Origin of the sequence: Cryptosporangium japonicum (assembly GCF_039524755.1) — a bacterium.
Lineage (GTDB): Bacteria > Actinomycetota > Actinomycetes > Mycobacteriales > Cryptosporangiaceae > Cryptosporangium > Cryptosporangium japonicum.
This window is the reverse complement of the sequence record NZ_BAAAGX010000016.1, coordinates 417,193-438,624: the sequence shown is the minus strand read 5'-3', so window position 1 is coordinate 438,624 and position 21,432 is coordinate 417,193. Positions and strand designations below refer to the sequence as shown.

Here is a 21,432-nt window from a genome sequence, read left to right as displayed (position 1 = left end):
CACCCGGATCAACCGCCCGCACCGCGGAAAGTCACGGCCGGCCGCGCGCATATCCGCGGTTGCCGAACAACGGGTCCGCGGTCGGGACTTTCGGCCCTGCCGCGGGGAGCGGGGCCGGGCGACGCTGGAGCCCGCCCGGCCGGCCCGGAAGTCCCCTCCGGGCCGGCCGGGCGGCTCAGCTCACGCCGGCGGCCAGGGCCGAGGGCCAGGAGCCGTGTGCCGTGATGTCGGTCGCGTCCCGGGTGGCGATCGGTTCGGCGAGGAACCCGCGGACGGTGCGGCCGTCGGCGAGCGTCACCGCGCCGATCGTCATCGGCTGGGGCAGTCCCGCGACGAAGGTACCGAACCCGGCCGCGGGCAGCCGCCACACCTCGCCGGTGATCGCGGCGCCGTCGTCGCGGCGCAGCAGCCCGGGCTTGGGCGGCACGGTGTCCAGGGCGTAGAGCCGGTAGTCGGCCGTGGTCGCGGCCGGGCCGAGGCACGACCCGCCCGCCGACACCAGCTGGTGGTTGAGCGGGTGCCCGGACAGGTGGGCGCCGACGACGAACAGGTCGACCGGCGGGTCGGCGAACAGCTGCGCCAGCGCGGCGAGCGTGCGGTCGCTGAACGCCGGTCCGGTGAGCATCACGCCGAACGGCAGCCCGTCGACGATCCCGGCCGGTACCGCCAGCGACGCCAGGTCGAGCAGGTTCGCGAAGTTGGTCCAGCGCCCCATCCGGGCGTTCGCGCCGACCGGGTCGGCCTCGACCTGGGCGAGCGTGGGGTGCCAGGTGGTGGTGGGGGTGAGCAGCGCGGTCGTGCCGTCCAGCGCGGCCCGGCCGGCCGCGCCGAGCTCGTCCAGGCGCTGCCGGTCGCGGAACGCGTCCACCGCGGTGAACCGTTCACCGCCCAGGACGATGGCCGCGACGGTGGGGTCGAGCGCGGTGCCGATCAGCTCGGCGTGCGCGCGGAGGTGCGCCCCGACCGCGTGCGTCCGTTCGGCGACGAACGCGCCCTCGTAGAGCAGCGACGCCGCCGCCAGCAGCGGCGTGACGTCGACCTCGACGATCTCGGCGCCGGCGGCCCGGAACCGCTCCACGGCCGCCCGGAACGCGTCCGCCCACCCGGCGGCGAGCCCGTCGAGGTGCTCGGGCGCGGGGATCGCGAGCCGCACGGTGCCGGTCGACGGCGCCGGGACGAACGGCCGCGCCAGCGGGTCCAGCCCGTCGGGCCCGGCGAGGAGCTCGGCCGTGCGGCGGGCCAGGCGCAGGTCGCGGGCGAACACCGTCACGCAGTCGAGGCTGCGGCACGCCGGGACGACGCCGGTCGTCGGGATCAGACCGCGGGTCGGTTTGACGCCGACGACGCCGTTGAGCGCGGCCGGCACCCGGCCGCTGCCCGCGGTGTCGGTGCCCAGCGCGAGGTCGACGAGGCCGAGCGCGACGGCGACGGCGGAGCCCGAGCTGGAACCGCCGGAGATGCGCTCGGGGTCGACCGCGTTCCGGACCGCGCCGTACGGGCTGCGGGTGCCGACCAGGCCGGTGGCGAACTGGTCGAGGTTCGTGGTGCCGAGCACCAGCGCCCCGGCGGCACGCAGCCGGGCGACCGCGGTGGCGTCGGCCGCCGGCTCGTAGGCGTACGACGGTGCGGCGGCCGTGGTGGGCAGCCCGGCGACGTCGATGTTGCCCTTGACCGCGGCGAGCAGACCGGCCAGCGGGAGGGCCGGGTCGATCGTCGCGGCCTCGGCCAGGACGTCCGCCTCGTCCCGGAGCGTGATCCAGACCTCGGGGCGGTCGGCCGCCGCGATCCGCCGGTACGCCGCGCGGACCCGGTCGGCGATCACGCGGCCACCTCCGCAGCGGTGCGGAGGGCGAACAGCACCTGGCCCGCGGACACCGCGTCGCCGGGCGCCACGTAGATCCCCACTACTTCACCGGCCTGCGGTGCGATCACGGGCGTCTCCATCTTCATCGCTTCCAGGGCCAGTACCCGGTCGCCGTCGGCGACGGAGTCCCCGGGCCGGGCCGACACCTGCCACACGGTCGCACCGAACGGCGCGGTGACCGCGATCGACCCCGCGGGCACGTCCACCGGCGCCGCGACCGGCGCGGGGGCGGGCTCGGGCCGGACGTCGAACTCGCCCGACGCGTGCCAGCGGTCCTTCTCGGCGGCGAACGCGGCGGCCTGGGTGGCGCGGAACGCCGCGATCGAGTCCGCGTTCGCGTCCAGGAAACGCTGGTGGTCGGCCAGGCCGAACGTGCCGTCCTCGGTCGCGAACGCGCCGCGCCCGGCGTCGGTCTCGGCCCGCAGTTCGAGCAGTTCCTCGGCCGTGACCGGGTACCAGTCGATGCGGTCGAAGAACCGCAGCGCCCACGGCCGGTCGGTGAACAGGCCGCCGCGCCGGAACCGGTTCCAGATCGGCACCGTGCGGCCGACGAACTGGTACCCGCCGGGCCCCTCCATGCCGTAGATGCACAGGTAGGCACCGCCGATGCCGACGGAGTTCTCCGCGGTCCAGGTGCGGGCCGGGTTGTACTTCGTGGTGACCAGCCGGTGGCGGGGGTCGAGCGGGGTCGCGACCGGTGCGCCGAGGTAGACGTCGCCGAGGCCGAGCACCAGGTACTCGGCGTCGAACACGGTGCGGTAGACGTCGTCGACCGAGTCCAGGCCGTTGATCCGGCGGATGAACTCGATGTTCCACGGTGTCCAGGGCGCGTCGTCGCGGACGCCGGCCATGTACCGCTCGATCGCCAGGCGGGTGGCGGGGTCGTCCCAGGACAGCGGCAGCCGCACCCGCCGGGACGGGACGCGCAGCTCCTGGGTGGCCGGGAGCGCGTCGTCGAGCGCACGGAGCAGGCCGACCAGGCGGCTCGCGCGGCCCTCGGTGTGGATCTGCAGCGACCGGATGCCGGGCGTGAGGTCCACGACGCCGTCCGGCCGGTTCGCCTCGACCGCGGTCATCAGCGCGTGCACCCGCATGCGCAGCCCCAGGTCGAGGACCTGGTCGCCGTACTCGATCAGCAGGTTGTCGTCGCCGTCGCGCCGGTAGGTGACGCTCGGGCGGCCCGGCTGCTCGTCGATCCGGGCGAGGACGCCGTCGTCGCCGTCGCCGGTGGCTCCGATCAGGACCGGGGCGGCCGCGTCGGCTTCGCGGACAGGCACGAACCGGACGGTGTCGCCCGGGCGCAGCTGCCCCACCTTCCACAGCTCGCCGCTGGCGACGACCGCCGGGCAGACGAAACCGCCCAGGCTGGGGCCGTCCGGGCCGAGGATGATCGGGGTGTCGCCGGTGAAGTCGATCGCGCCGACGGCGTACGGGGTGTCGTGGATGTTCGACGGGTGCAGGCCCGCCTCGCCGCCGTCGCCGCGCGCCCAGACGGGGCGGGGGCCGATCAGGCGCACGCCGGTGCGTGCGGAGTTGAGGTGCACCTCGTAGCCGGTGGCGTAGAACGTGTCGAGCGCCTCGCGGGTGAAGAACTCCGGCGCGGCGTGCGGCCCCTCGGTGACGCCGATCGTCCAGGTGGACGTGTAGTCCGGGATGCGGACGGGCCGGACCGGGGCGCCCACCGGTGAACCCCCGGGGCGCAGCACGTCACCGGCCCGCAGCGCCCGGCCGCCGTGCCCGCCGAAGCCCCCGAGCGTGAACGTCGACGCGCTGCCCAGGTACGGAGGCACGTCCAGGCCGCCGCGGACCGCGATCGCGAGGCGCAGGCCGGGCCCGTACGCGGTGCCGACGCTGAGCGTGCCGCCGGCCGGAACCTCGATCGGCGTCCACATCGGCCGCTCGGAGCCGTCGACCCGGACGTCGGCCGGTGCCCCGGTCACGCAGACCAGGGCGGCCGCGGAGAACCGCAGCACCGGGCCGGTCGCGGTGACCTCCAGGCCGGGCGCCCCGTCGGGGTTGCCGACCGCGCGGTTGGCCTCCCGCAGCGCGAGCGGGTCGAACGGGCCCGACGGGGGCACGCCGACCTGCCAGTAGCCCAGCCGGCCGGGCAGGTCCTGCACGGTCGTGAGCGCGCCCGGCTCCACCACGTCGATGCGTGGCTCGGGGTCGGCGGTGACCTCCAGCGTGGACGTCGAGTGCGTCGCGTCGCGCAGCGCGGCGCCCGCGGTCAGCGCGCGGAGCAGGCCCAGGTTGGTGACCAGGCCGTCGACGCGGCTCGCGGCCAGCGCGTCGCCGAGCGCGTCCAGGGCGGCCGTGCGTGTCGCGCCACCGGCGACGACCTTCGCGAGCATCGGGTCGTAGTGCGGCGTGACCTCCAGGCCGGTCTCGATCCAGGCGTCCACCCGGACGCCGGCCGGGAACTCCGCGCGCGTCACCAGGCCGGTCGAGGGCGCGTTGTCCTTGTCCGGGTCCTCGGCGTAGACGCGGGCCTCGACCGCGACCCCGTTCGCCCGCCAGTCCCGGTCGAACAGCTCGTCGAGGACGTCGCCGCGCGCCAGCCGCAGCATGGCGTCGACCAGGTCCACGCCGTAGACGACCTCGGTGACCGGGTGCTCGACCTGCAGGCGGGTGTTGACCTCGAGGAACGCGGCCTCCTCCCGGACCGGGTCGTAGACGAACTCCACCGTGCCGGCCGAGCGGTAGCGCACCGACCGGGCGAGTTCGGCGGCGGTGCGGGCGATCTCGGCGCGCACCGCGCCGGGCAGCGCCGGCGCCGGGGCCTCCTCGATCACTTTCTGGTTGCGCCGTTGCAGCGAACAGTCGCGGTCGCCGATCACCGCGATCCGGCCGGCGCCGTCGCCGAACAGCTGCACCTCGACGTGGCGGGCCGGGCGCACCAGCCGTTCCAGGAACACCCCGGCGGAGCCGAAGTTCGCCGCGGCCAGCCGCGCGACCCGGTCGTAGGCGGCGCGCACCTCGGGCAGCGAGTGGCAGGCCTGCATGCCGATGCCGCCGCCGCCCCCGGTGGCCTTCAGCATGACCGGCAGGCCGATCGACGCGGCGGCGTCCACCGCGGCCTCGGCCGACGCCAGCAGCCCGGAGCCGGCCAGCAGCGGGACGCCGGCCGCGGTGGCCAGTTCCCGGGCGGTGTGTTTGGCGCCGAACGCCTCGATCTGCGCGGGCGTCGGGCCCACGAACGCGAGCCCGGCGTCGGCGCACGCGCGGGCGAACGTGACGTTCTCGGAGAGGAAACCGTAGCCGGGGTGGATCGCCCCGGCGCCGGTCGCGGCGGCGGCCTCGAGGATCGCGTCGGTACGCAGGTAGGAGTCGCGGGCCGGGGCGGGGCCGAGCCGCACCGCGGTGTCCGCTTCGCGAACGTGCGGTGCGGCGCGGTCGGCGTCGGAGAAGACCGCGACGGTCGTCATCCCGAGCGCGCGGGCCGACCGGATGATCCGGCGCGCGATCTCCCCGCGGTTCGCGATCAGCAGCGTGTCGAAGCTCATTCCGGCACCGTCACGATCATCCGCAGCGGCGTGGGGTCGAAGTCGTTGCACGGGTTGTTCATCTGGGGGCAGTTGCTGACCAGGACGAGCACGTCCACGTCGGCGCGGATCGCGACCCGCTTGCCCGGCCCGGAGATGCCGTCGACGATCCCGAGCGTCCCGTCCGCCTCCACCGGCACGTTCATGAACCAGTTCAGGTTGGACACGACGTCCCGGGCGCCCAGTCCGTGGCGCGCGGCCTCGGCCAGGAAGTTCTCCCGGCAGCCGTGCTGGTGGGCGGTGTGGTGGCCGTAGCGCAACGTGTTGGACTCCTTGCCGCACGCGCCGCCGATCGTGTCCTGCCGGGCCACCTCGTTGCCGACGACGGTCATCAGCGCGTTGCCGTACTGGCTGCGCAGCACCGTGCCTTCCCGGACGTAGGCGTTGCCCTGCCAGGCCAGCGTGTCCGGCACGCTGTAGCGCTCGGTGCGGTCGGCGTCGGCGTAGATCAGGCAGTCGGCGGACTGGTTGCCGCCGACGTCGACGATCGTCAGCACGTGCCCGGCGGCGACGACACCCGACCAGGGCGCGCGGGGTGCGACCCGCTCGTCGAGCACGACCGGGCCGGGGATCAGGGCGTCGCTCACAGTCCTCGCGCCTCCGCGTAGTCGATCGTGTTCAGGTAGGCCCGGTGGGTCTCCGGGGTGGCGGCGGCGCTCGCGGCGGTGGGCGCCGTGCGCCAGGCGTGCACACGCAGCGGGCCGACGGTGAACGTCTCGCGCGGATCCAGCGGGTGCGCCGTGTTCGCGATGAGAACGATCAGCGGCAACTCCGCGCGCAGGTCCACCTCGGCCGGTCCGGCCGAGCCCTCCCACCGCAGCGTGCCGTCCTCCTCGACCCGGACGCCCTGGAAGAACGAGACGCTCGGGGGCAGGTCGCGCGGGCCGAGGTCGTGCTTCGCCGCGGCCAGCGTGAACAGCGACCGGCCCGACGGGCTGGGCCCCTCGGGCGCGGCGTCGCCGTACTTGCGCGTGTTCCAGGCGTCGGACGTGGTGCCGCAGAACGCGTCGTGGCGCCCGGACGTGTCGGCGGTGATCGTGGCGAGCACCCGGCCGTCGCCGGAGAGCAGCGGGTGCCCCGCCCCGAGGTAGGCCTGCCAGGGGATCTTCTGCGTGTCGGCGACGTTGAGCCGCTCCCACGGCGCCACCGCGTTGAAGAGCAGCACGTGCGCGCAGGCGTCGCCGGTGACGTCGGTGAGCCGGATCGTGGTGCCGCGGGCCACGACCTTGGCCGTGTACCCGCCCGGCGCGACCGTCTCGGCCCAGGTGAGCGCGGCCTTCTCGACGCCGTCCGGAGCGAACGGCGAGCTCGACGCGGGCAGGTAGGGCATCCAGTCGGCGTCGGTGCCGGCCCGGGAGCGTGCGTCGTCGCGGGCAGCGAACACAGTGGACGTGTCGCGGGTCATGCGGCGCCCCCTCGGTGATTTCTGTCGACTGACAGAAATCACCTTCGGGTTCCGGCGTTTCGCCCGCGTTTCCCCCGTGAAACGTTCCCGGGCTCAGGGCGTGGCGGCCAGCCGGGCCAGCAGCGCGTCGCCGGCCAGCCCGGCGGCCTCGGCGGACTCGCCGTGCAGGCCGGCCAGCGCCAGGCAGGCGTGGGCGATCTCGCGGTCCAGGTCCGGGCGGCCCGGCAGCGTCGGCACCATCTCGACGACGTGCAGGCAGGCCGCACCGAGCACCTCGGCGCCCACCGGGTGGTGCGGGGGAGCCGCGCCCGCGGCCAGCTCGGCGTAGACCGCCGCCAGCTGGGCGCGGTGCTCGCGGAACGGCGCGAACGCCGGCGCCTGACGCACTTCGGGCGCCAGGTACAGCGTGGCCACGCCCAGCGGCCCCGCCCGCAGCGTGCCGACGTCACGCACCGCGAGCGCGTAGAGCGCCGCCGCCGGGCCCGGCGCACCGGCGCGGATCGTGTCGACCAGATCGAGCGTCGGGCGCACCGACGCCTCCAGCAGCTCGAGCAGGATCTCGTCCTTGCCGGGGAAGTAGTAGTACAGCGACGCCTGCCGGATGCCGACCCGTTCGGCGATCGCCCGCGTCGACGTGGCCGCGAACCCCGACTCGCCGAACAGCGCCGCCGCCGCGTCCAGGATCTCCTGGCGCGGGGTCCGGTCCGGATGCCGGGACTCGCGCACCCGTGGGCGTCCCGCGCGGCTGGTGTTCACGCCGCCGATGCTGCCATGCCCGGCGCCGGGCGGGGCACACCGCGTCGGGCGGGGGACACGGGGATTTAACCGATCACGCACCCTGCCCGGAACACAGCGACCCCACGCTCATGGCCAATTCCTGTCGAGCGACAGAAATCCCAGAGGTGGAGTCATGAGCACAGCCGCGCCGGAACGATCGCCCATCGGCTACAAGCAGGAACTGCACCGCGGCGTCGGGACGTTCGCGTCCTTCGCCGCCGGCTTCTCGTTCGTCTCGATCCTCACGACCGTGTTCCAGCTGTTCGGGCTGGGCTTCCTGCTCGGCGGGGCGTCGTTCTTCTGGGCCTGGCCGGTGGTGTTCGTCGGCCAGCTCTTCGTCGCGCTGTGCTTCGCCGAGCTGGCCGGGCGCTGGCCGGTGTCCGGGGCGATCTTCCAGTGGTCGAGCCGGCTGGCCGGCACGAGCTGGGGCTGGTTCACCGGCTGGATCATGATCGTCGGCCAGATCCTCACCGTCGCCGTGGCCGCGATCGCCGCCCAGGCCGTGCTCCCGGCGATCTGGTCGGGCTTCCAGCTCGTCGGCGGGTCCGGCGCCGACCCGTCGATCCTGTCGCCGACCGGCGCCAAGAACGCGGTCGTGCTCGGCATCGCCCTGCTCGTCGTCACGACGCTGGTGAACATCCTCGGCATCCGGCAGATGGCCGCGGCGACCAGCTTCGGCGTCGCGATCGAGATCGTCGGTGTGGTCGTCCTGATCGGCGTGCTGTTCGCGCTGTCCGAGCGCGGGCCCGGCGTGGTGCTGCACCACACCGGCTGGGAGGGCAGCGGCAACTACTTCTTCGCCTGGCTCGCCTCGGCGCTGATGGCCGCGTACGTCATGGTGGGCTTCGACTCCGCCGGTGAGCTCGCCGAGGAGACGCACTCGCCGCGCAAGACCACGCCGAAGACGATCATCCGCGCGCTGACGACGTCGGGCCTCGGCGGTGGCCTGCTGATCCTGGGCGCGCTGATGGCCGCACCGAGCCTCACCGACGGCAACCTCTCGTCGCTCGGGCTGTCCTGGGTGATCACCGAGCGGCTCGGCGACGTGTTCGGGCGGCTGCTGCTCTGCTGCGTCGCGGTGGCGGTGTTCGCGTGCACGCTGGCCGTGCAGACGTCCGGCGCGCGGATGACGTACTCGATGGCCCGCGAGGGCGCGCTGCCGTTCGCGAAGGCGCTCGGCACGGTGTCACCGCGCACCGGTACGCCGGTCGTCACGTCGATCGTGGTGGGGGCGGGTGCCGCGCTGGCGCTGGCGGTGAACGTCAACTCGACGACGATCTTCACCGCGCTCTCCAGCATCTGCATCGCGATGCTCTACGTCGCCTACCTGGGCGTGACGCTGCCCCTGCTGGTGGTGCGGATCAAGCACCGCGACACCGACCACTTCCCGGCCGGGCACGACGAGGACGGGAAGCCGCTGTTCACGATGGGCCGGTTCGGGATCGCGGTGAACGCGCTGGCCGTGGTCTACCAGGTGATCATGATCGTCAACCTGATGTGGCCGCGGCCGGAGATCTACGACCTCTCCACGAACGGCAACTGGGTGCTGCAGTACAGCGCGGTGCTGTTCGTCGGCGCGGTCGTGGCCGTCGGCGCGGTGTACTTCGGAGGGAAGCGGCTGCACGGTCGCATCGACCTGGTTCACATCCCGCACACCCACGTGGCGGTGGACGAGGCCTGACTCAGCGCGGCGGGGCCGGGGCCCGGCCGGTCGTCGTCGCGTCGACGGCGACCGTGTCCGCGATCCGGTCCTGGAAGCCCTGCCCGCGCGGGTCGTTGACCATCACCATCGTGTTCAGCACCGCGACCAGCGTGATCACGAAACTGCCGACGACGAACGCCTCGCGGGCCAGCGCCCGGCCGATCGTGAGCCGGGCGCCGTCGTAGCGGGTGACCCGCACCCCGAACAGCCACTTGCCGGCGGTGGCCCCGGCCAGCCGCACCGGGACGACGAGCCAGACCGCGGCGAACAGCGCCGCGACCCACCAGGGCGACACGGACGCCACGGCGGCGCACACCGCGACGTCGACGAGCCGCGCCCCGCCGCGACGGACCAGCGCGGCGGGGCGTCCGGCCCGGGTGCCCTGCGAGTGCACCTCGACCCACTCGACGGAGTCGTCGGGCCGCGTGTCCTGGGGTACTGGGGTCACGAACCCAACACGAACGCCCCGGCCGTCCGGTTCAGCGGGTGATCGTGAACATGTAGCAGCCGTGGATCACGTTGCGGCTGTGCACCGTCGCCACCGCGGGGTCGGCGAACAGTTCCTCGATGGCCGGTTCCGCGTCCGCGCCCTCGATCAGCACGCCGCCGGTGATGCGGCCGTCGGCGTCGTAGGCCCGGAACACCTGGCGGCGCGGGCGGAACGCCTCCGGGTAGACGCCCGGCTCGGCGTACCCCGCGCAGGCGTCCGCGTGGACGAACACCGGCCCCACCTCGCGGTACGCCCCCGCGGTGCCGCCGGGCCGGTAGGCGACGAGCGCCACCCGCTCGCCGGCCCGGGCGTTCCGCAGGCAGCACCGCAGCGGCGCCCCGTCCTCGTCGGTGGTGAACGGGGCCAGCGGCGCCCCCGCGTCGTCGGCGCCGCTCGTCCGCATCGCGCTCAGCCGGGCGGGGGGAATCGGGGAGATCACGAACGTCATGGCTCGATCGTGGCGCCGTTCCCGGCCGCCGTCTGGCGGGAATCGGTCGGGGGGTCCGCGACGGCGACGGTCGTCGAGCCCACGCGGGCGGCGATCGCGGTGCCCAGCTGCGTGGTGGTACCGGCGCCGCCGAGGTCGGGGGTGAGGGCGTCGGCCGGCCCGGCGAGGACGGCTTCGACGGCGCTGAGCAGGGCGGCGGCGGCGTCCGGTTCGCCCAGGTGCTCGAGCATCATCGCGCCGCACCAGATCTGTCCGATCGGGTTCGCGATGCCCCGCCCGGCGATGTCCGGCGCGGACCCGTGCACGGGCTCGAACAGGCTCGGGTACCGGCGCTCCGGGTTGATGTTCGCGCTCGGTGCGATCCCGAGCGTCCCGGTGCAGGCCGGGCCGAGATCGGACAGGATGTCGCCGAACAGGTTGCTCGCCACCACCACGTCGAAACGATCGGGGTTGAGCACGAAGTGCGCCGCCAGGGCGTCGATGTGGTATTTGTCCCGGTCGACGTCGGGGTAGTCGCGGCCGACCGCCTCCACCCGCTCGTCCCAGTACGGCATCGAGATCGCGATCCCGTTGCTCTTCGTCGCCGACGTGAGGTGCCGTGCCTCGCGTCCGCGCGCGTACTCGAACGCGAACCGCAGCACCCGGTCGACGCCGTGGCGGGTCATCACGGTCTCCTGCAGCACGATCTCGCGCTCGGTGCCCTCGAACACGCGCCCACCGACGCTGGAGTACTCACCCTCGGTGTTCTCCCGGACGACCACGAAGTCGACGTCGCCGGGAGCCCGCCCGGCCAGCGGGCCGCGCACGCCCGGCAGGAGCCGCACCGGGCGCAGGTTCACGTACTGGTCGAACACCCGCCGGAATCGCAGCAGGCTGCCCCAGAGCGACACGTGGTCGGGCACGACCGCCGGCCAGCCGACCGCGCCGAAGTAGATCGCGTCGAACGCCTCCAGGGTCGGCTGCCAGTCGCCGGGCAGCATCGTGCCGTGCCGCTCCCAGTACGCGGCGCTGGCGAAGTCGAACTCGACGACGTCGAGCGCGAAGTCGTGGGTCTCGGCGGCCCGCCGCAGACAGCGGAGGCCCTCGGGAACGACCTCGCGGCCGATCCCGTCGCCCGGGATCACCGCGATGCGGTAGCGCGCAGACATGCCCGTACCCTCCGCCGACCGGGCCGGACCGGACAAGGCACTTGCCGGCAAGCCTTTCTTTCGCGTACTGAAAGAGCATGAGTTCGGTGGACGATCTGGCGTTCTTCCGGGTCGTCGCGCGGAGCGAGACCCTCACCGCGGCGGCCCGGGAGTTCGGCTGGTCGCTGCCGGTGGTCAGCAAGCGACTCACCGCGCTGGAGAAGCGGCTCGCGATCCGGTTGGTGCAGCGCGGCACCCGCCGGCTCACGCTCACCTCGGAGGGCGAGCTCTACGCCGACCGGGCCGGCCGCATCCTCGACCAGCTCCGCGAACTGGACGACGTGGTCACCGCCGGTGTCCGCGGCCGCCTGGTCGTGCACGCCACGCTCGGGCTGGGCCGCGCCCACATCGCGCCGCTGCTCGGCGCGTTCGCGGCCGCCCACCCGGCGCTGCACTGCGAACTGCACACCTCGGCGCTGCCCCTGCGGCCGCACCGCCGCGAGTTCGACGTCGCGATCCACGTCGGCGCCCCGCCGGACTCGACGTTGCGGCTGCGCCGCCTCGCGGAGAACCGGCGGGTGCCGTGCGCCGCGCCGGCGTACCTGGCGGCCCGCGGCGAACCGCGGACCGTCGAGGACCTGGCCGCGCACGACTGCATCGTGTTGCGTGAGAACGAGGGTGACTTCGCCCTCTGGCGCTTCGGCGACGCCACGAACCAGCGGCGGGTCCGGGTGAGCGGCCCACTCTCCAGCAACGACGGCGACGTGGTGACCGAGTGGGCCCGTGCGGGCCGGGGGATCGTGATGCGTTCGCTCTGGCAGGTGCGCCGCCACCTCGACGACGGCTCGCTGGTGCGTGTCCTCCCGGAGGTGCCGACGCCGCCGGCGGACATCTACGCGCTGCTCGACGGCGACCGGCACGTTCCCCGGCGGGTCAGCGACCTCCTCGACCACCTGGCGGCGGCCCTGCCGGAGCGTCTCGCCGGCCGGTGACCGCGAACCCGCGGGGTCAGGGCTTGCGCGCCACCGCGCCGTAGACCGGAGCACGCTCGCCCGGCTCCTCGGCGCTGATCCGGTCGTCCGGGCCCGGACGCCAGCGCTGGACCAGGACCACACCTGGTTCGGCGAGCTCCAGCCCGTCGAAGAACCGGGCGATCTCCTCCCGGCGGCGAGGGCGGAGCACCATCCCCTGCGCCCGGTACATCGCCACGGTCCGCGCCGTCTCGTCCGGCAGGAACTCCGCCGTGAGGTGGGACATCACCAGGTACGAGCCGGCGGGCAGCGCGGCCAGCAGCGTGCCGAGGGCGCCGTAGGGGTCGTGCTCGTCGTCCAGGAAGTGCCCGACCGCGAGCAGCAGCAACCCGATCGGCCGGTCGAAGTCGAGCGTCTCCCGTGCGGCGGCCAGGATCGTCAGGGGGTTCCGGACGTCCGCGTCGACGTAGCCGGTCGAGCCCTCGGGCGAGCTCGACAGCAGCGCCCGGGCGTGGGCCAGCACGATCGGGTCGTTGTCCACGTAGACGACCCGCGCCGACGGGGTCAGGGCCTGCGCGACCTCGTGCACGTTCGGTGAGGTCGGCAAGCCGGTGCCGACGTCGAGGAACTGGTCGATGCCCGCCTCGCCGGCCAGGAACGTCACCGCCCGGCGGAGAAAGTCCCGGTTGGCCAGCGCCCCGATCTCGGCGGCCGGGTTGGCGCGCATGGCGTCGGCCACCCGGCGGTCGGCGGCGAAGTTGTCCCGGCCGCCGAGCAGCGCGTCGTAGACCCGGGCCGGATGCGGAACGCCGGTGTCCAGCGCGGAGGGCGTTCGGTTCCCGGAATTCGCGTCCACGGGCGCAGCGTAGCGAACTGTCCGCCGTGGACGGTCGGAGTCGACCGGGCCGGCCCGAGAACCGGTTCGGGGGTGAGCCGCGATAGTCCTCGGTATGCACGCACTCTTTCCCTGGCGTCGGCCGCAGCGCGCGCCGGGACCCGAGGAGCCCGCGCCGCCGGGCGCCGACTGCACCGACGAGGTCCTCCTGGCGGCAGTCGCCGCCGGCCGCGTCGACGCACTGCGTGAGCTGCACCGGCGGCACGCGCCCTGGTTGCGGGCCCGGCTGTCGCGGCGGTGCGCCGACCCCGATCTGGTCGCCGACGTCGTCCAGGACACGTTCGTGGCGGTCTGGCGGAGCGCCGGCCGGTACCGGTCCGCCGGCCCCGACGCCGGTGCCTGGATCTGGACGATCGGCGTCCGCCGGTTGATCTCGACACTGCGTGCCGCCCGGCCGCCGTTCGTGGAACTCGGCCGCGCCGACGACGTCACCCAGTCCGCCGAGGACCTCGTGCTGCTCGGCGTCGAGCACAGCGACGTGGGAACGGCCGTGTCCGGCCTCTCGCCGGAGCTGCGCGCGGTCATCCAGGCCACGGTGCTCGACGGGCTGACCACCCGGGAGGCCGCCCAGCTGCTCGGCATCCCCGAGGGCACGGTCAAGACCAGGGCCCGGCGCGCCCGGGCACAGCTACGGGAGTTGCTGACATGAGCGACTGGCACGTCCCCACCGATCTGCTCACGGCCTACCGGCACGGAACGCTGACCCCGGCGCAGGTGATGTCGGTGGAGGCCCACGTCACCGGCTGCCGGGCGTGCCGGGCGACGGCACCGGCCGACGACGCCTGGTTGGCCGGGTCGTGGGCCCGGATCGAGGACGTGGTCGACCGGCCCCGGCGCGCTCCGGCGGAGCGGGCGCTGGCCCGCGTCGGACTACCGGAACACCTGGCCCGGCTGCTCCTGGCCACCCCGACGCTGAGCCGGGCCTGGCTCACGTCCGTCGTGCTGGTGCTGGCGTTCGCGGTGGGCGCCGCCCGGTTCGCCGACGCCGACCGGGCGTTGCTGACGGCGTTCCTGATCGTCGCGCCGGTGCTGCCGCTCGCCGGGATCGCGGTCGCGTACGGACCGACCGTCGACCCGGCCTACGAGCTGCACGCCGCGACTCCGCTGGCCGGTGCCCGGCTGCTGCTCGTCCGGGCCGGTGCGGTGCTCGCCCCGGCGGCGCTGCTGACCGGGGCGGCCGCGCCCTTCGTCGGAGGGCCCGCCGCGCTCAGCTTCGCGTGGCTGCTTCCCGGGCTGACGCTGAGCACGGCGTGCCTCGCGGCCGGAACCCGGTTCCCGGTGCCGGTGCTGGCCGGGACGCTCGCCGCCGTCTGGGTCGCCGTCTGCCTGCTGGCGACCGACACCTACGTCGTCTTCTCCGGCCCGGCACAGGTGCTCTACGGCGGCGCCGCCGCGTTGTTCACCGCCGTCCTCTACCGGCGGCGCGGCCGCCTCGACCCGGGAGAGCCCCGTTGACCGACACCGTCGTGCTGACCGGCATCACCAAACGCTACGGACGCCGGACCGCTCTCGACCGGCTCGACCTGACGCTCGGCGCCGGGGTCACCGGGATCCTCGGTCCCAACGGCGCGGGCAAGACCACGTTGCTGCGCTGCCTCGCCACCACGCTCGCGCCGGACTCCGGCACGATCCGGGCGCTCGGCCTCGATCCCGCCGATCGGGCCGACCGCACCGAACTGCGCCGGCGACTCGGCTACCTGCCGCAGGACCCGGGCTGCTACCCGCACTTCACCGCGTTCGACCTGGTGGACTACGTCGCCATCCTCAAGGACCTCACCGACCGCGCCGAACGTCACCGGGAGGTGCGTCGGGTGCTGGCCGACGTCGGCCTGACCGACCGGGCGACGACCCGCGTCCGCAAGCTCTCCGGCGGGATGCGCCAGCGGCTGGCGCTGGCGCAGGCGCTGCTCGCCGATCCCGACCTGCTGATCCTGGACGAGCCGACGGTCGGGCTGGACCCCGAGCAGCGGATGCGGTTCCGGCGGCTGGTGTCCCGGGTCGGCGAGGACCGCACGGTGGTGCTCTCCACCCACCAGACCGAGGACGTCGCCGCGCTCTGCGAACGGGTCGTAGTGGTCTCCGGTGGCCGGGTGGTCTTCGACGGCACGCCGTTCGCGCTCGCCGCCGCGGCGGAGGGGCACGTCTGGTCGACCGCGGAGCGCCCGGCCGGCGGACAGTACTGGCGCGGCGCCGACGGCCGGTACCGGGTCCTCGGCGACCGTCCGGCCGGAGGCGAGTCCGCCGAACCGACCGTCGAGGACGGGTACCTGCTGCGTCTCGCTGAGCCGGTGCCGGCGTGACCGGCGCGCTGTTCCGCTCCGAACTCGGCCGGGCGCTGCGCAACCCGCTGCTCTGGCTGGTGGCGGTCGCCGTGCACGCGGCCGCGGTCCGGACCCGGCTGTCGGGCACCGCGGCCTGGGCCCCCGATCTGACCATCGAGACGGTCGACGCGACCGGTGACGCGCTGTTCGTCGCCGCGGGGGTGCTGCTCGGCGCGAACCTGGCGATCCTGCGTGAGCGTCGGATGCCCGAGCGGCTCGCCGCGCTGCCCGGTCGCCCGGCCGACCGTGCGGTGGCGGTGGCGGGCGCGTTCGCCGTCCTGGGTGCCGTGGTCGCCGCGCTGCAGATCGCCGCGTACCTGGTGCTCCGGATCGCGCAGGGGTCGGTCGGCGGTCACCTCGACGGCTTCGAGGTGGCCTGCGGGGTCACGGTCGCGGCTCTCGCGGCTCCGCTCGGGGTCGCGCTGGGACGCTGGGTGCCGTCGCTGGTCGCCGCTCCGCTGGTGCTGTTCGCGCTGATGCTGCTGACGCTGCTCAATCGCAACCTCGGCGGCTTCGGCGGGTGGTTCCTCCCGCTGGTGTTGATCCGCACGACCGACGGGCCGGCCCGGCCCTCGGAGCTGCACCTGGTCTACCTGGTCGCCGTCGGGGTGGCCGGCGTCGGCGTGGCGCTCCTGCGGCACCGGTCGCGGCGGCGTGGTGCGGTGCTCGGTGTCGTGCTGACCGCACTCGTGCTCGGCGTCTCGACGGGCGCCGCGGCCCAGGCCCGGCCGGGCCCGGGCCCCGACGGCCGGGCAGCCGAGGGCCGGGCCGGCACGGACTGCCGCCGGATCGGTGCGGTGACGTACTGCGCGCTGCGCGGGTACACCGGCTGGATCCCCCGCTGGGCGGCGGCCGTCGCCCCGATCGAGGCGGCCCTGCCGGCGTCCGCCCGCGACGGGCTGCCGACGATCGTGCAACACACGGCCGGTGCGCCGGGCGACACGACGGGTTCGGTGCCGGTCTGGAGCGTGTGGGGTCGGGGCGCGTCCGAACGCCCCTACCGGGACTTCCTGGCCGGGGACGTCGCGGCCCGGGCCACCGGTCTGGACACCGGCGAGCGGTGCGACGCGTCCGGCCAGGCCAGGACCGTCGTCGCGCTCTGGTTGCTGGGTCAGGTCACCGGGCGGGCCGCCGGACCGGCGACGATCACGGTGACGATCGCGACGACCGGCAGCGGCGGACGGACCCTCGTCACCCGCGCCACCCCGCTCGGAGTGTCCTACGGCGCCGGCGAGATCGAGCACGCGAGCCGGCTGCTGACCATGCCGGAGGCCGGGCGACGGATCCGGGCGCACTGGTCGGTGCTGGTCGACCCGGCCACGCCGATCGCGCGGGCACTGCCGCTCCTGGGCCTGTCCGGCCACCACCACGACTCACCCCTGGGGCCTCCGCGATGCGCCTGACCGTCCTGCTGGTTCGTCCGCTGGCCCGTGCGCTCGACTGGGGTCCGCTGCTGGCGGTGCTGGCCGCCGGCCTGTCGACCAGCGCGATCGTCGAACCCCGGACCGGGTCGGCGCTGCTCGTCCTGCGCATGATCGCGGCGCTGACCGGCGGCGCGGCCGCGTTCGCGCTCGTCGACCCGATGGACGCCGGCACCCGCGCGGCGCCGGTCGGCCGGGGGCGTCGTCAGTGGATCCGGTGCGGTCTCGCGCTCGGCGCGGCGACGGGAATCGGGGGAGGGGCGCTGGTGGTCGTCGCGAACCGGGTGCCGACGCCGCTGCCGGTCGGTGGCCTCGCGGTGGAGATGGCCCTGCTCACGGCGATCGGCCTGGCCGGTGGCGCGGTGAGCGTCCGGAGCGCACCGGGCCGCGCGGCGGCGCTGGGTGGCCTGTTCACGGTGGCCGCCGTCGTCGGGGCCTCGCTGCTGCTGCCCGACCACTACACGCCCTGGACCGGGCCCGGCGACGCCCGCTGGGACCACGTCCACCACCTGCTGGCCGGTGCGCTCGCCGTGCCCGTGCTGGTGCTGGCCCTCGCCAACCGCGAGGGGGTCAGAGGGCTCCGACGGAGAGGCTGACGGTGGGTGCGCGTACGGCGGCGGCGGAAGCGGGACCCCGCCCGGTGGAGGTGGCACGGGCGGGGAACTCACGTGCCGCGCCGTACACGGCGAGGTCTTGTTCAGGACGCGATACCGACGTCCGGGATGCGGCTCCACGCGCGTTCCTGGGCCGGCGTCAGCGCGGGCCAGGTCGTGGCGCCCGGGCGGGGGCGGATCCGGGTGAAGAACGGACCGGGGCGGTAACCGGGCACATAGGAGCACGCGCCGGTGCACGACGCCGCGACGGACTCCGGGGACGCGGCGCGGCCCGTGCGTACCCATCCGTCGAGCGCCCCGAGCGCGGCCAGGTACTCGTCGATGGTCGCGCCCCCGTGTCCGGTGCCGCTGATGAACGTCCGGACCAGCCGGGGCGGCCGGTACGCCGACTCGTTCTCCACGAACACCTGCGGGTCGCCGATCGTGTGCAGGGTCAGCACCGGAACGCGCACCTGGCCGGTGAGGTCGCTGTCGTAGGACAGGTCCCGGCGCGCGGCCGGATCGGCGGCGAAGCGTTCGACGCCGGCGTTGAGGGCCCGGTCGTCGTGCGAGCCGGTGTAGCGCACACCCTGGTTGCCGAACGGGCTGCGGCCGCCCAGGCGCCGCACGATGTCCCGGAACAGGAACGTCGCGTACCGCAGGTGGACGCCGAGCGCGCGCTCGGGCAGGCGGGTCACCGCGAGGACGTCGTCGAGGACGCGCTGCTGGCGCGCGGTGCGGTGCCCGGGCCGACCGGTGCACGCCTCCAGCCGGGCCTGGACGTCGTCGGGGGTCAGCGTCGAGTCCGCGGGCAGCCCGGCCCGGGCCGGTCCGGGCAGGTTGCGGCAGTAGTACTGGTAGACCGCGCGCAGGTCGACCCGCGCGTCGTAGCCGCGGGACCCGCCGGCGAGCAGCCCGTCGGTCAGCAGCACGCCGTCCCAGGAGGCGGGGTGGACCTCCGCGGCCTTGGCGGCGACGTTGCCACCCCACGACTGGCCGTGCAGGTAGGTCCGGGACGGCCGGCCCACGGTCTCGACGAAGCGACGCCGGGCGCTCTCGGTGTCCGCGGCGGCCATCCACACCCCGTACCCGCCGCGGCGGTACGACGAGCCGACCCAGGCGTAGCCGCGCTCGACGAGCGCGGACCAGGACGCCAGGTCCGCGGCCGGCCCGTCGGCCGACGTGGTGTCATCGGGCCCGCCGTGGGCGTAGACGACGAGCGCGCCGTTCCAGCGTTCCGGCACGGCGATCGAGTACCAGGCGCCCGCGGCGTCCCGGCCGGCGTAGCAGGTGGCCCGGCCGGCGAGCGGCGCCGGGCAGGCCCGGTCGGGTGCGGCGACCGCGGCGCCGCCGAGCGTCGTCGCCAGTGCGGCGGCGACGAGCGCGCCGGACAGGGCGCGTCGTAAGCGCGTTCTCACTCGCCCAGCAGCGCGCTCAACCCGCCCCGCGCGTCCTCGATGACGACCGCCTCGGCCGTGCCCTCGTCGCCGGCGCGCAGGGCGTCGACGAGGGCGCGGTGCGTCGCCCAGCGCTCCTCGCCGAAGTGCGGGTCCTCGAGGGCGCGTTCCAACCGGCGGGCCCGGCTCTCCGCCTGCGAGAACACCCGGGTCTGGTCGAGCAGGCGCACCAGCACGGGGTTGCCCGCGCAGGCGTTGACCGCGTCGTTGAACCGCTGCACGGTGTCGAGCAGCTGGTTGATGTGCCGCGTCGTCGGGGCGGAGTCCGACAGCCGTTTCCTGATCACGATGCGCAGGTCGTCGGCCTCGTCGAGTATCGCGTCGAGGTTGTCGAGCTTCTCCGGCGTCGCGTGGCGGGCCGCGAACCGCGCGACCATCCCGCGCAGCGCCACCTCCACCTCGGCGAGGTCCTGCAGCGCGGTGTCGCCGAGGTCGGAGACCTTCACGGTGCGGGGCCCGGTGCGCGTGAGCAGCCCGTCCTGCTCCAGCCGCCGGATCGCCTCGCGGACCGGCGTAGGGCTCACCGAGAGGCGTTCGGCCAGGCCGCGTTCGGTCACCTTCTGTCCCGGCCGCAGCTCACCGGTGACGATCGCCGCCCGCACCGATCGGTAGGCCTGGTCGGCGAGTGTGTCGCTGGTGAGCGTCGCGAGCGAGTCGGTGACCACCGGGCGAGCTTAGCGTCAGGACATGGCAAGGCAATAAGCAATGCTTGACGAATTTGCTATAGCAAAATACCGTGAGCCGCTCCGAGGGAGAGGAGCGAGATGGACCGAGTGCGCATCATGACGCCGACCGGCATGCTCGGCGCCGGCTGGGACGAGTCCACCATCGAACGCGGGCTCGCGCTCGGGGTCGACGTGATCACGGTGGACGGCGGTTCCACCGACTCCGGGCCGTACTACCTCGGCTCGGCGACCGCCAAGACGACCGCGCAGGCCGTGGCCCGCGACCTGCGTAGCCTGCTCAACGCCGCCGCCCGGGCGGGTGTGCCGCTGATCATCGGCTCCTGCGGCACCAGCGGCACCGACGCCGGCGTCGACTGGGTGGCCGGTATCGCCGCCAAGGTCATGGCCGAGGAGGGCCTCGACCTCCGGGTCGCCCGGATCTACAGCGAGCAGGCCCCGGCCGCGCTCACCGGGCAGCTGGACCGCATCCATCCGCTGCCTCCGCTCGGCGACCTCACCGCCGAGACCCTGGAGAGCTGCACGCACATCGTCGGCATGATGGGGCACGCCCCGATCGTCGAGGCGCTCCGCGGCGGCGCCCAGGTGGTGCTGGCCGGGCGCGCCACCGACACCGCGGTCGCGGCCGCGTTCCCGCTCCTGCACGGCATGCCGGCCGGCCCGACCTGGCACGCGTCGAAGATCGTCGAGTGCGGCGGCCAGTGCACCACCGACCCGCGCGGCGGCGGTGTGCACACCACGATCGACGCGGGCGGTTTCACGATCGAACCGCTCTCGCCGGGCAGCGCCTGCACGCCGTACACGGTGGCCGCGCACATGCTCTACGAGACCGTGAACCCGTTCGAGATGCGTGAACCGGACGGCACGCTGGATGTCCGCGATGCGACCTACGTCGCTCTGGACGAACGCACGGTGCGGGTCGAAGGGTCCCGGTTCCACCTCGCCGACCAGCACACGATCAAGCTCGAAGGCGCCCGGATCACCGGCTACCAGACCACGTCGTTCACCGCGATCCGCGACCCGCTGATCCTCGCCGACGTCGAGGGCTGGGCCGACCTGTTCCGCCACCACCTGCGCCTCCGGGTCACCCAGACGCTCGGCCTCGCCGACGACGCCTACGCGTTCGACGTGCGTCTCTACGGGCACAACGCGGTACTCGGCGAGCTCGAGCCCGACGCCGGGCCGCCGCGCGAGGTCGGCGTGATGCTGCTGGTCAACGCACCCGACCAGGCCACCGCCACCGCGGTCGCCAAGGTCGCGAACCCGCTGATGCTGCACCTGCCCGCCGCGTCGATGCACTACCTGCCCAGCCTCGCGTTCGCGGGCTCACCGGCGGAGACCGAGCGGGGCGCCGCGTACGAGTTCGTGCTCAACCACGTCGTGGACAGCGACCCCACCGAACTGTTCCGCATCGAGTACGGAGTGGTCCGATGACGACGGTCGGTGATCTCGCGCTCGAGGTGCGGTCGAAGAACGCCGGCCCGTTCTGGGTGACGATGGAAGTGTTCCTGCGCGACGCCGACGGCTACCGGGCGGTCGGGTTCGTCGACGAGCACACGATCGCCGGCCTCTACCGCGTCGACCCCGCAACCGTGCAGATCTTCCGCCTCCCGTCGCTGAACATCGTGAAGATCTCGTTCCCCCGCCCGGTCTCGCAGGGTTCGCTGCTCGACCGCGACATGCACGCCGGCCAGCACCACGTCCCGCTGGCCGCCCTGACGCTGCACCCGTGATCC

At 74.4% G+C, this 21,432-nt stretch carries 20 protein-coding genes; 9 read left to right on the top strand and 11 right to left on the bottom strand.

From position 1 onward, the window contains the following. Positions 1 to 175: 175 nt before the first annotated feature. From atzF to ABD437_RS21770, 5 genes are all read right to left on the bottom strand, one after another. Positions 176 to 1,822 carry an allophanate hydrolase gene (gene atzF / locus ABD437_RS21790; RefSeq protein ID WP_344650737.1) on the bottom strand — a complete coding sequence of 549 codons (1,647 nt, stop codon included), beginning with the start codon at positions 1,820 to 1,822 and terminating at the stop codon, positions 176 to 178. Continuing rightward, positions 1,819 to 5,367: an urea carboxylase gene (uca, locus tag ABD437_RS21785; RefSeq protein ID WP_344650736.1), complete on the bottom strand. Its 3,549-nt coding sequence runs from the start codon at positions 5,365 to 5,367 to the stop codon at positions 1,819 to 1,821. Before uca ends, atzF begins: the two co-directional genes overlap by 4 nt. Further along, positions 5,364 to 5,993, bottom strand: a complete 630-nt coding sequence (locus ABD437_RS21780) for an urea amidolyase associated protein UAAP2 (protein ID WP_344650735.1) — start codon at positions 5,991 to 5,993, stop codon at positions 5,364 to 5,366. Before ABD437_RS21780 ends, uca begins: the two co-directional genes overlap by 4 nt. Continuing rightward, a complete protein-coding gene (locus ABD437_RS21775; RefSeq protein WP_344650734.1) occupies positions 5,990 to 6,811 on the bottom strand; it encodes an urea amidolyase associated protein UAAP1 in 822 nt (273 codons plus the stop codon). Before ABD437_RS21775 ends, ABD437_RS21780 begins: the two co-directional genes overlap by 4 nt. A gap of 93 nt (positions 6,812 to 6,904) precedes the next feature. Next, positions 6,905 to 7,567, bottom strand: a complete 663-nt coding sequence (locus ABD437_RS21770) for a TetR/AcrR family transcriptional regulator (RefSeq protein ID WP_344650733.1) — start codon at positions 7,565 to 7,567, stop codon at positions 6,905 to 6,907. A gap of 154 nt (positions 7,568 to 7,721) precedes the next feature. Here ABD437_RS21770 and ABD437_RS21765 point away from each other — a divergent pair, with 154 nt between their 5' ends. Further along, complete coding sequence (locus tag ABD437_RS21765; protein WP_344650732.1) at positions 7,722 to 9,269, top strand: APC family permease; 1,548 nt, start codon at positions 7,722 to 7,724, stop codon at positions 9,267 to 9,269. Between the two features lies 1 nt (position 9,270). Here the strand turns inward: ABD437_RS21765 and ABD437_RS21760 are convergent, their stop codons facing one another. Genes ABD437_RS21760 through ABD437_RS21750 form a run of 3 tightly spaced genes read right to left on the bottom strand, consistent with a single transcriptional unit; the run spans position 9,271 to position 11,376 of the window. Then, positions 9,271 to 9,738: an RDD family protein gene (locus tag ABD437_RS21760; RefSeq protein ID WP_344650731.1), complete on the bottom strand. Its 468-nt coding sequence runs from the start codon at positions 9,736 to 9,738 to the stop codon at positions 9,271 to 9,273. Positions 9,739 to 9,769: 31 nt separating this feature from the next. Beyond that, on the bottom strand, positions 9,770 to 10,228 hold the full coding sequence (locus ABD437_RS21755) for a DUF1203 domain-containing protein (protein WP_344650730.1): 459 nt from the start codon (positions 10,226 to 10,228) through the stop codon (positions 9,770 to 9,772). After that, positions 10,225 to 11,376, bottom strand: a complete 1,152-nt coding sequence (locus ABD437_RS21750) for a tartrate dehydrogenase (protein ID WP_344650729.1) — start codon at positions 11,374 to 11,376, stop codon at positions 10,225 to 10,227. Before ABD437_RS21750 ends, ABD437_RS21755 begins: the two co-directional genes overlap by 4 nt. Before the next feature lie 77 nt (positions 11,377 to 11,453). Between ABD437_RS21750 and ABD437_RS21745 the strand changes: the two genes are divergently transcribed. Further along, positions 11,454 to 12,347 carry a LysR substrate-binding domain-containing protein gene (locus tag ABD437_RS21745; RefSeq protein WP_344650728.1) on the top strand — a complete coding sequence of 298 codons (894 nt, stop codon included), beginning with the start codon at positions 11,454 to 11,456 and terminating at the stop codon, positions 12,345 to 12,347. Between the two features lie 16 nt (positions 12,348 to 12,363). Here ABD437_RS21745 and ABD437_RS21740 read toward each other — a convergent pair whose 3' ends face one another. Then, positions 12,364 to 13,182 (bottom strand): SAM-dependent methyltransferase, encoded by an 819-nt coding sequence (locus ABD437_RS21740; RefSeq protein ID WP_344650727.1) that lies wholly within the window; start codon positions 13,180 to 13,182, stop codon positions 12,364 to 12,366. Between the two features lie 94 nt (positions 13,183 to 13,276). Between ABD437_RS21740 and ABD437_RS21735 the strand changes: the two genes are divergently transcribed. From ABD437_RS21735 to ABD437_RS21715, 5 genes are read left to right on the top strand one after another with little or no spacing between them, the layout of a single operon-like run. After that, on the top strand, positions 13,277 to 13,870 hold the full coding sequence (locus ABD437_RS21735) for an RNA polymerase sigma factor (RefSeq protein ID WP_344650726.1): 594 nt from the start codon (positions 13,277 to 13,279) through the stop codon (positions 13,868 to 13,870). Continuing rightward, the gene (locus ABD437_RS21730) at positions 13,867 to 14,676 is read left to right on the top strand and encodes a zf-HC2 domain-containing protein (RefSeq protein WP_344650725.1); all 810 of its coding nucleotides are present in this window, start codon (positions 13,867 to 13,869) and stop codon (positions 14,674 to 14,676) included. The genes ABD437_RS21735 and ABD437_RS21730 overlap by 4 nt, the downstream gene beginning before the upstream one ends. Continuing rightward, positions 14,673 to 15,521 carry an ATP-binding cassette domain-containing protein gene (locus tag ABD437_RS21725; RefSeq protein WP_344650724.1) on the top strand — a complete coding sequence of 283 codons (849 nt, stop codon included), beginning with the start codon at positions 14,673 to 14,675 and terminating at the stop codon, positions 15,519 to 15,521. The genes ABD437_RS21730 and ABD437_RS21725 overlap by 4 nt, the downstream gene beginning before the upstream one ends. Next, positions 15,518 to 16,945 carry a hypothetical protein gene (locus ABD437_RS21720; protein WP_344650723.1) on the top strand — a complete coding sequence of 476 codons (1,428 nt, stop codon included), beginning with the start codon at positions 15,518 to 15,520 and terminating at the stop codon, positions 16,943 to 16,945. Before ABD437_RS21725 ends, ABD437_RS21720 begins: the two co-directional genes overlap by 4 nt. Next, positions 16,936 to 17,559 carry a hypothetical protein gene (locus ABD437_RS21715; RefSeq protein WP_344650722.1) on the top strand — a complete coding sequence of 208 codons (624 nt, stop codon included), beginning with the start codon at positions 16,936 to 16,938 and terminating at the stop codon, positions 17,557 to 17,559. Before ABD437_RS21720 ends, ABD437_RS21715 begins: the two co-directional genes overlap by 10 nt. 101 nt (positions 17,560 to 17,660) lie before the next feature. On the opposite strand, the gene ABD437_RS21710 is transcribed toward ABD437_RS21715, so the two are convergent. Both ABD437_RS21710 and ABD437_RS21705 read right to left on the bottom strand, forming a co-directional pair. Beyond that, positions 17,661 to 18,974, bottom strand: a complete 1,314-nt coding sequence (locus ABD437_RS21710) for an alpha/beta hydrolase family protein (RefSeq protein WP_425558195.1) — start codon at positions 18,972 to 18,974, stop codon at positions 17,661 to 17,663. Further along, positions 18,971 to 19,678: a GntR family transcriptional regulator gene (locus ABD437_RS21705; RefSeq protein WP_344650721.1), complete on the bottom strand. Its 708-nt coding sequence runs from the start codon at positions 19,676 to 19,678 to the stop codon at positions 18,971 to 18,973. Before ABD437_RS21705 ends, ABD437_RS21710 begins: the two co-directional genes overlap by 4 nt. Before the next feature lie 99 nt (positions 19,679 to 19,777). Here ABD437_RS21705 and ABD437_RS21700 point away from each other — a divergent pair, with 99 nt between their 5' ends. Both ABD437_RS21700 and ABD437_RS21695 read left to right on the top strand, forming a co-directional pair. Then, on the top strand, positions 19,778 to 21,130 hold the full coding sequence (locus tag ABD437_RS21700) for an acyclic terpene utilization AtuA family protein (RefSeq protein ID WP_344650720.1): 1,353 nt from the start codon (positions 19,778 to 19,780) through the stop codon (positions 21,128 to 21,130). Beyond that, positions 21,127 to 21,429 carry a DUF4387 domain-containing protein gene (locus ABD437_RS21695; RefSeq protein ID WP_344650719.1) on the top strand — a complete coding sequence of 101 codons (303 nt, stop codon included), beginning with the start codon at positions 21,127 to 21,129 and terminating at the stop codon, positions 21,427 to 21,429. The genes ABD437_RS21700 and ABD437_RS21695 overlap by 4 nt, the downstream gene beginning before the upstream one ends. The last annotated feature ends 3 nt before the right edge of the window (positions 21,430 to 21,432 follow it).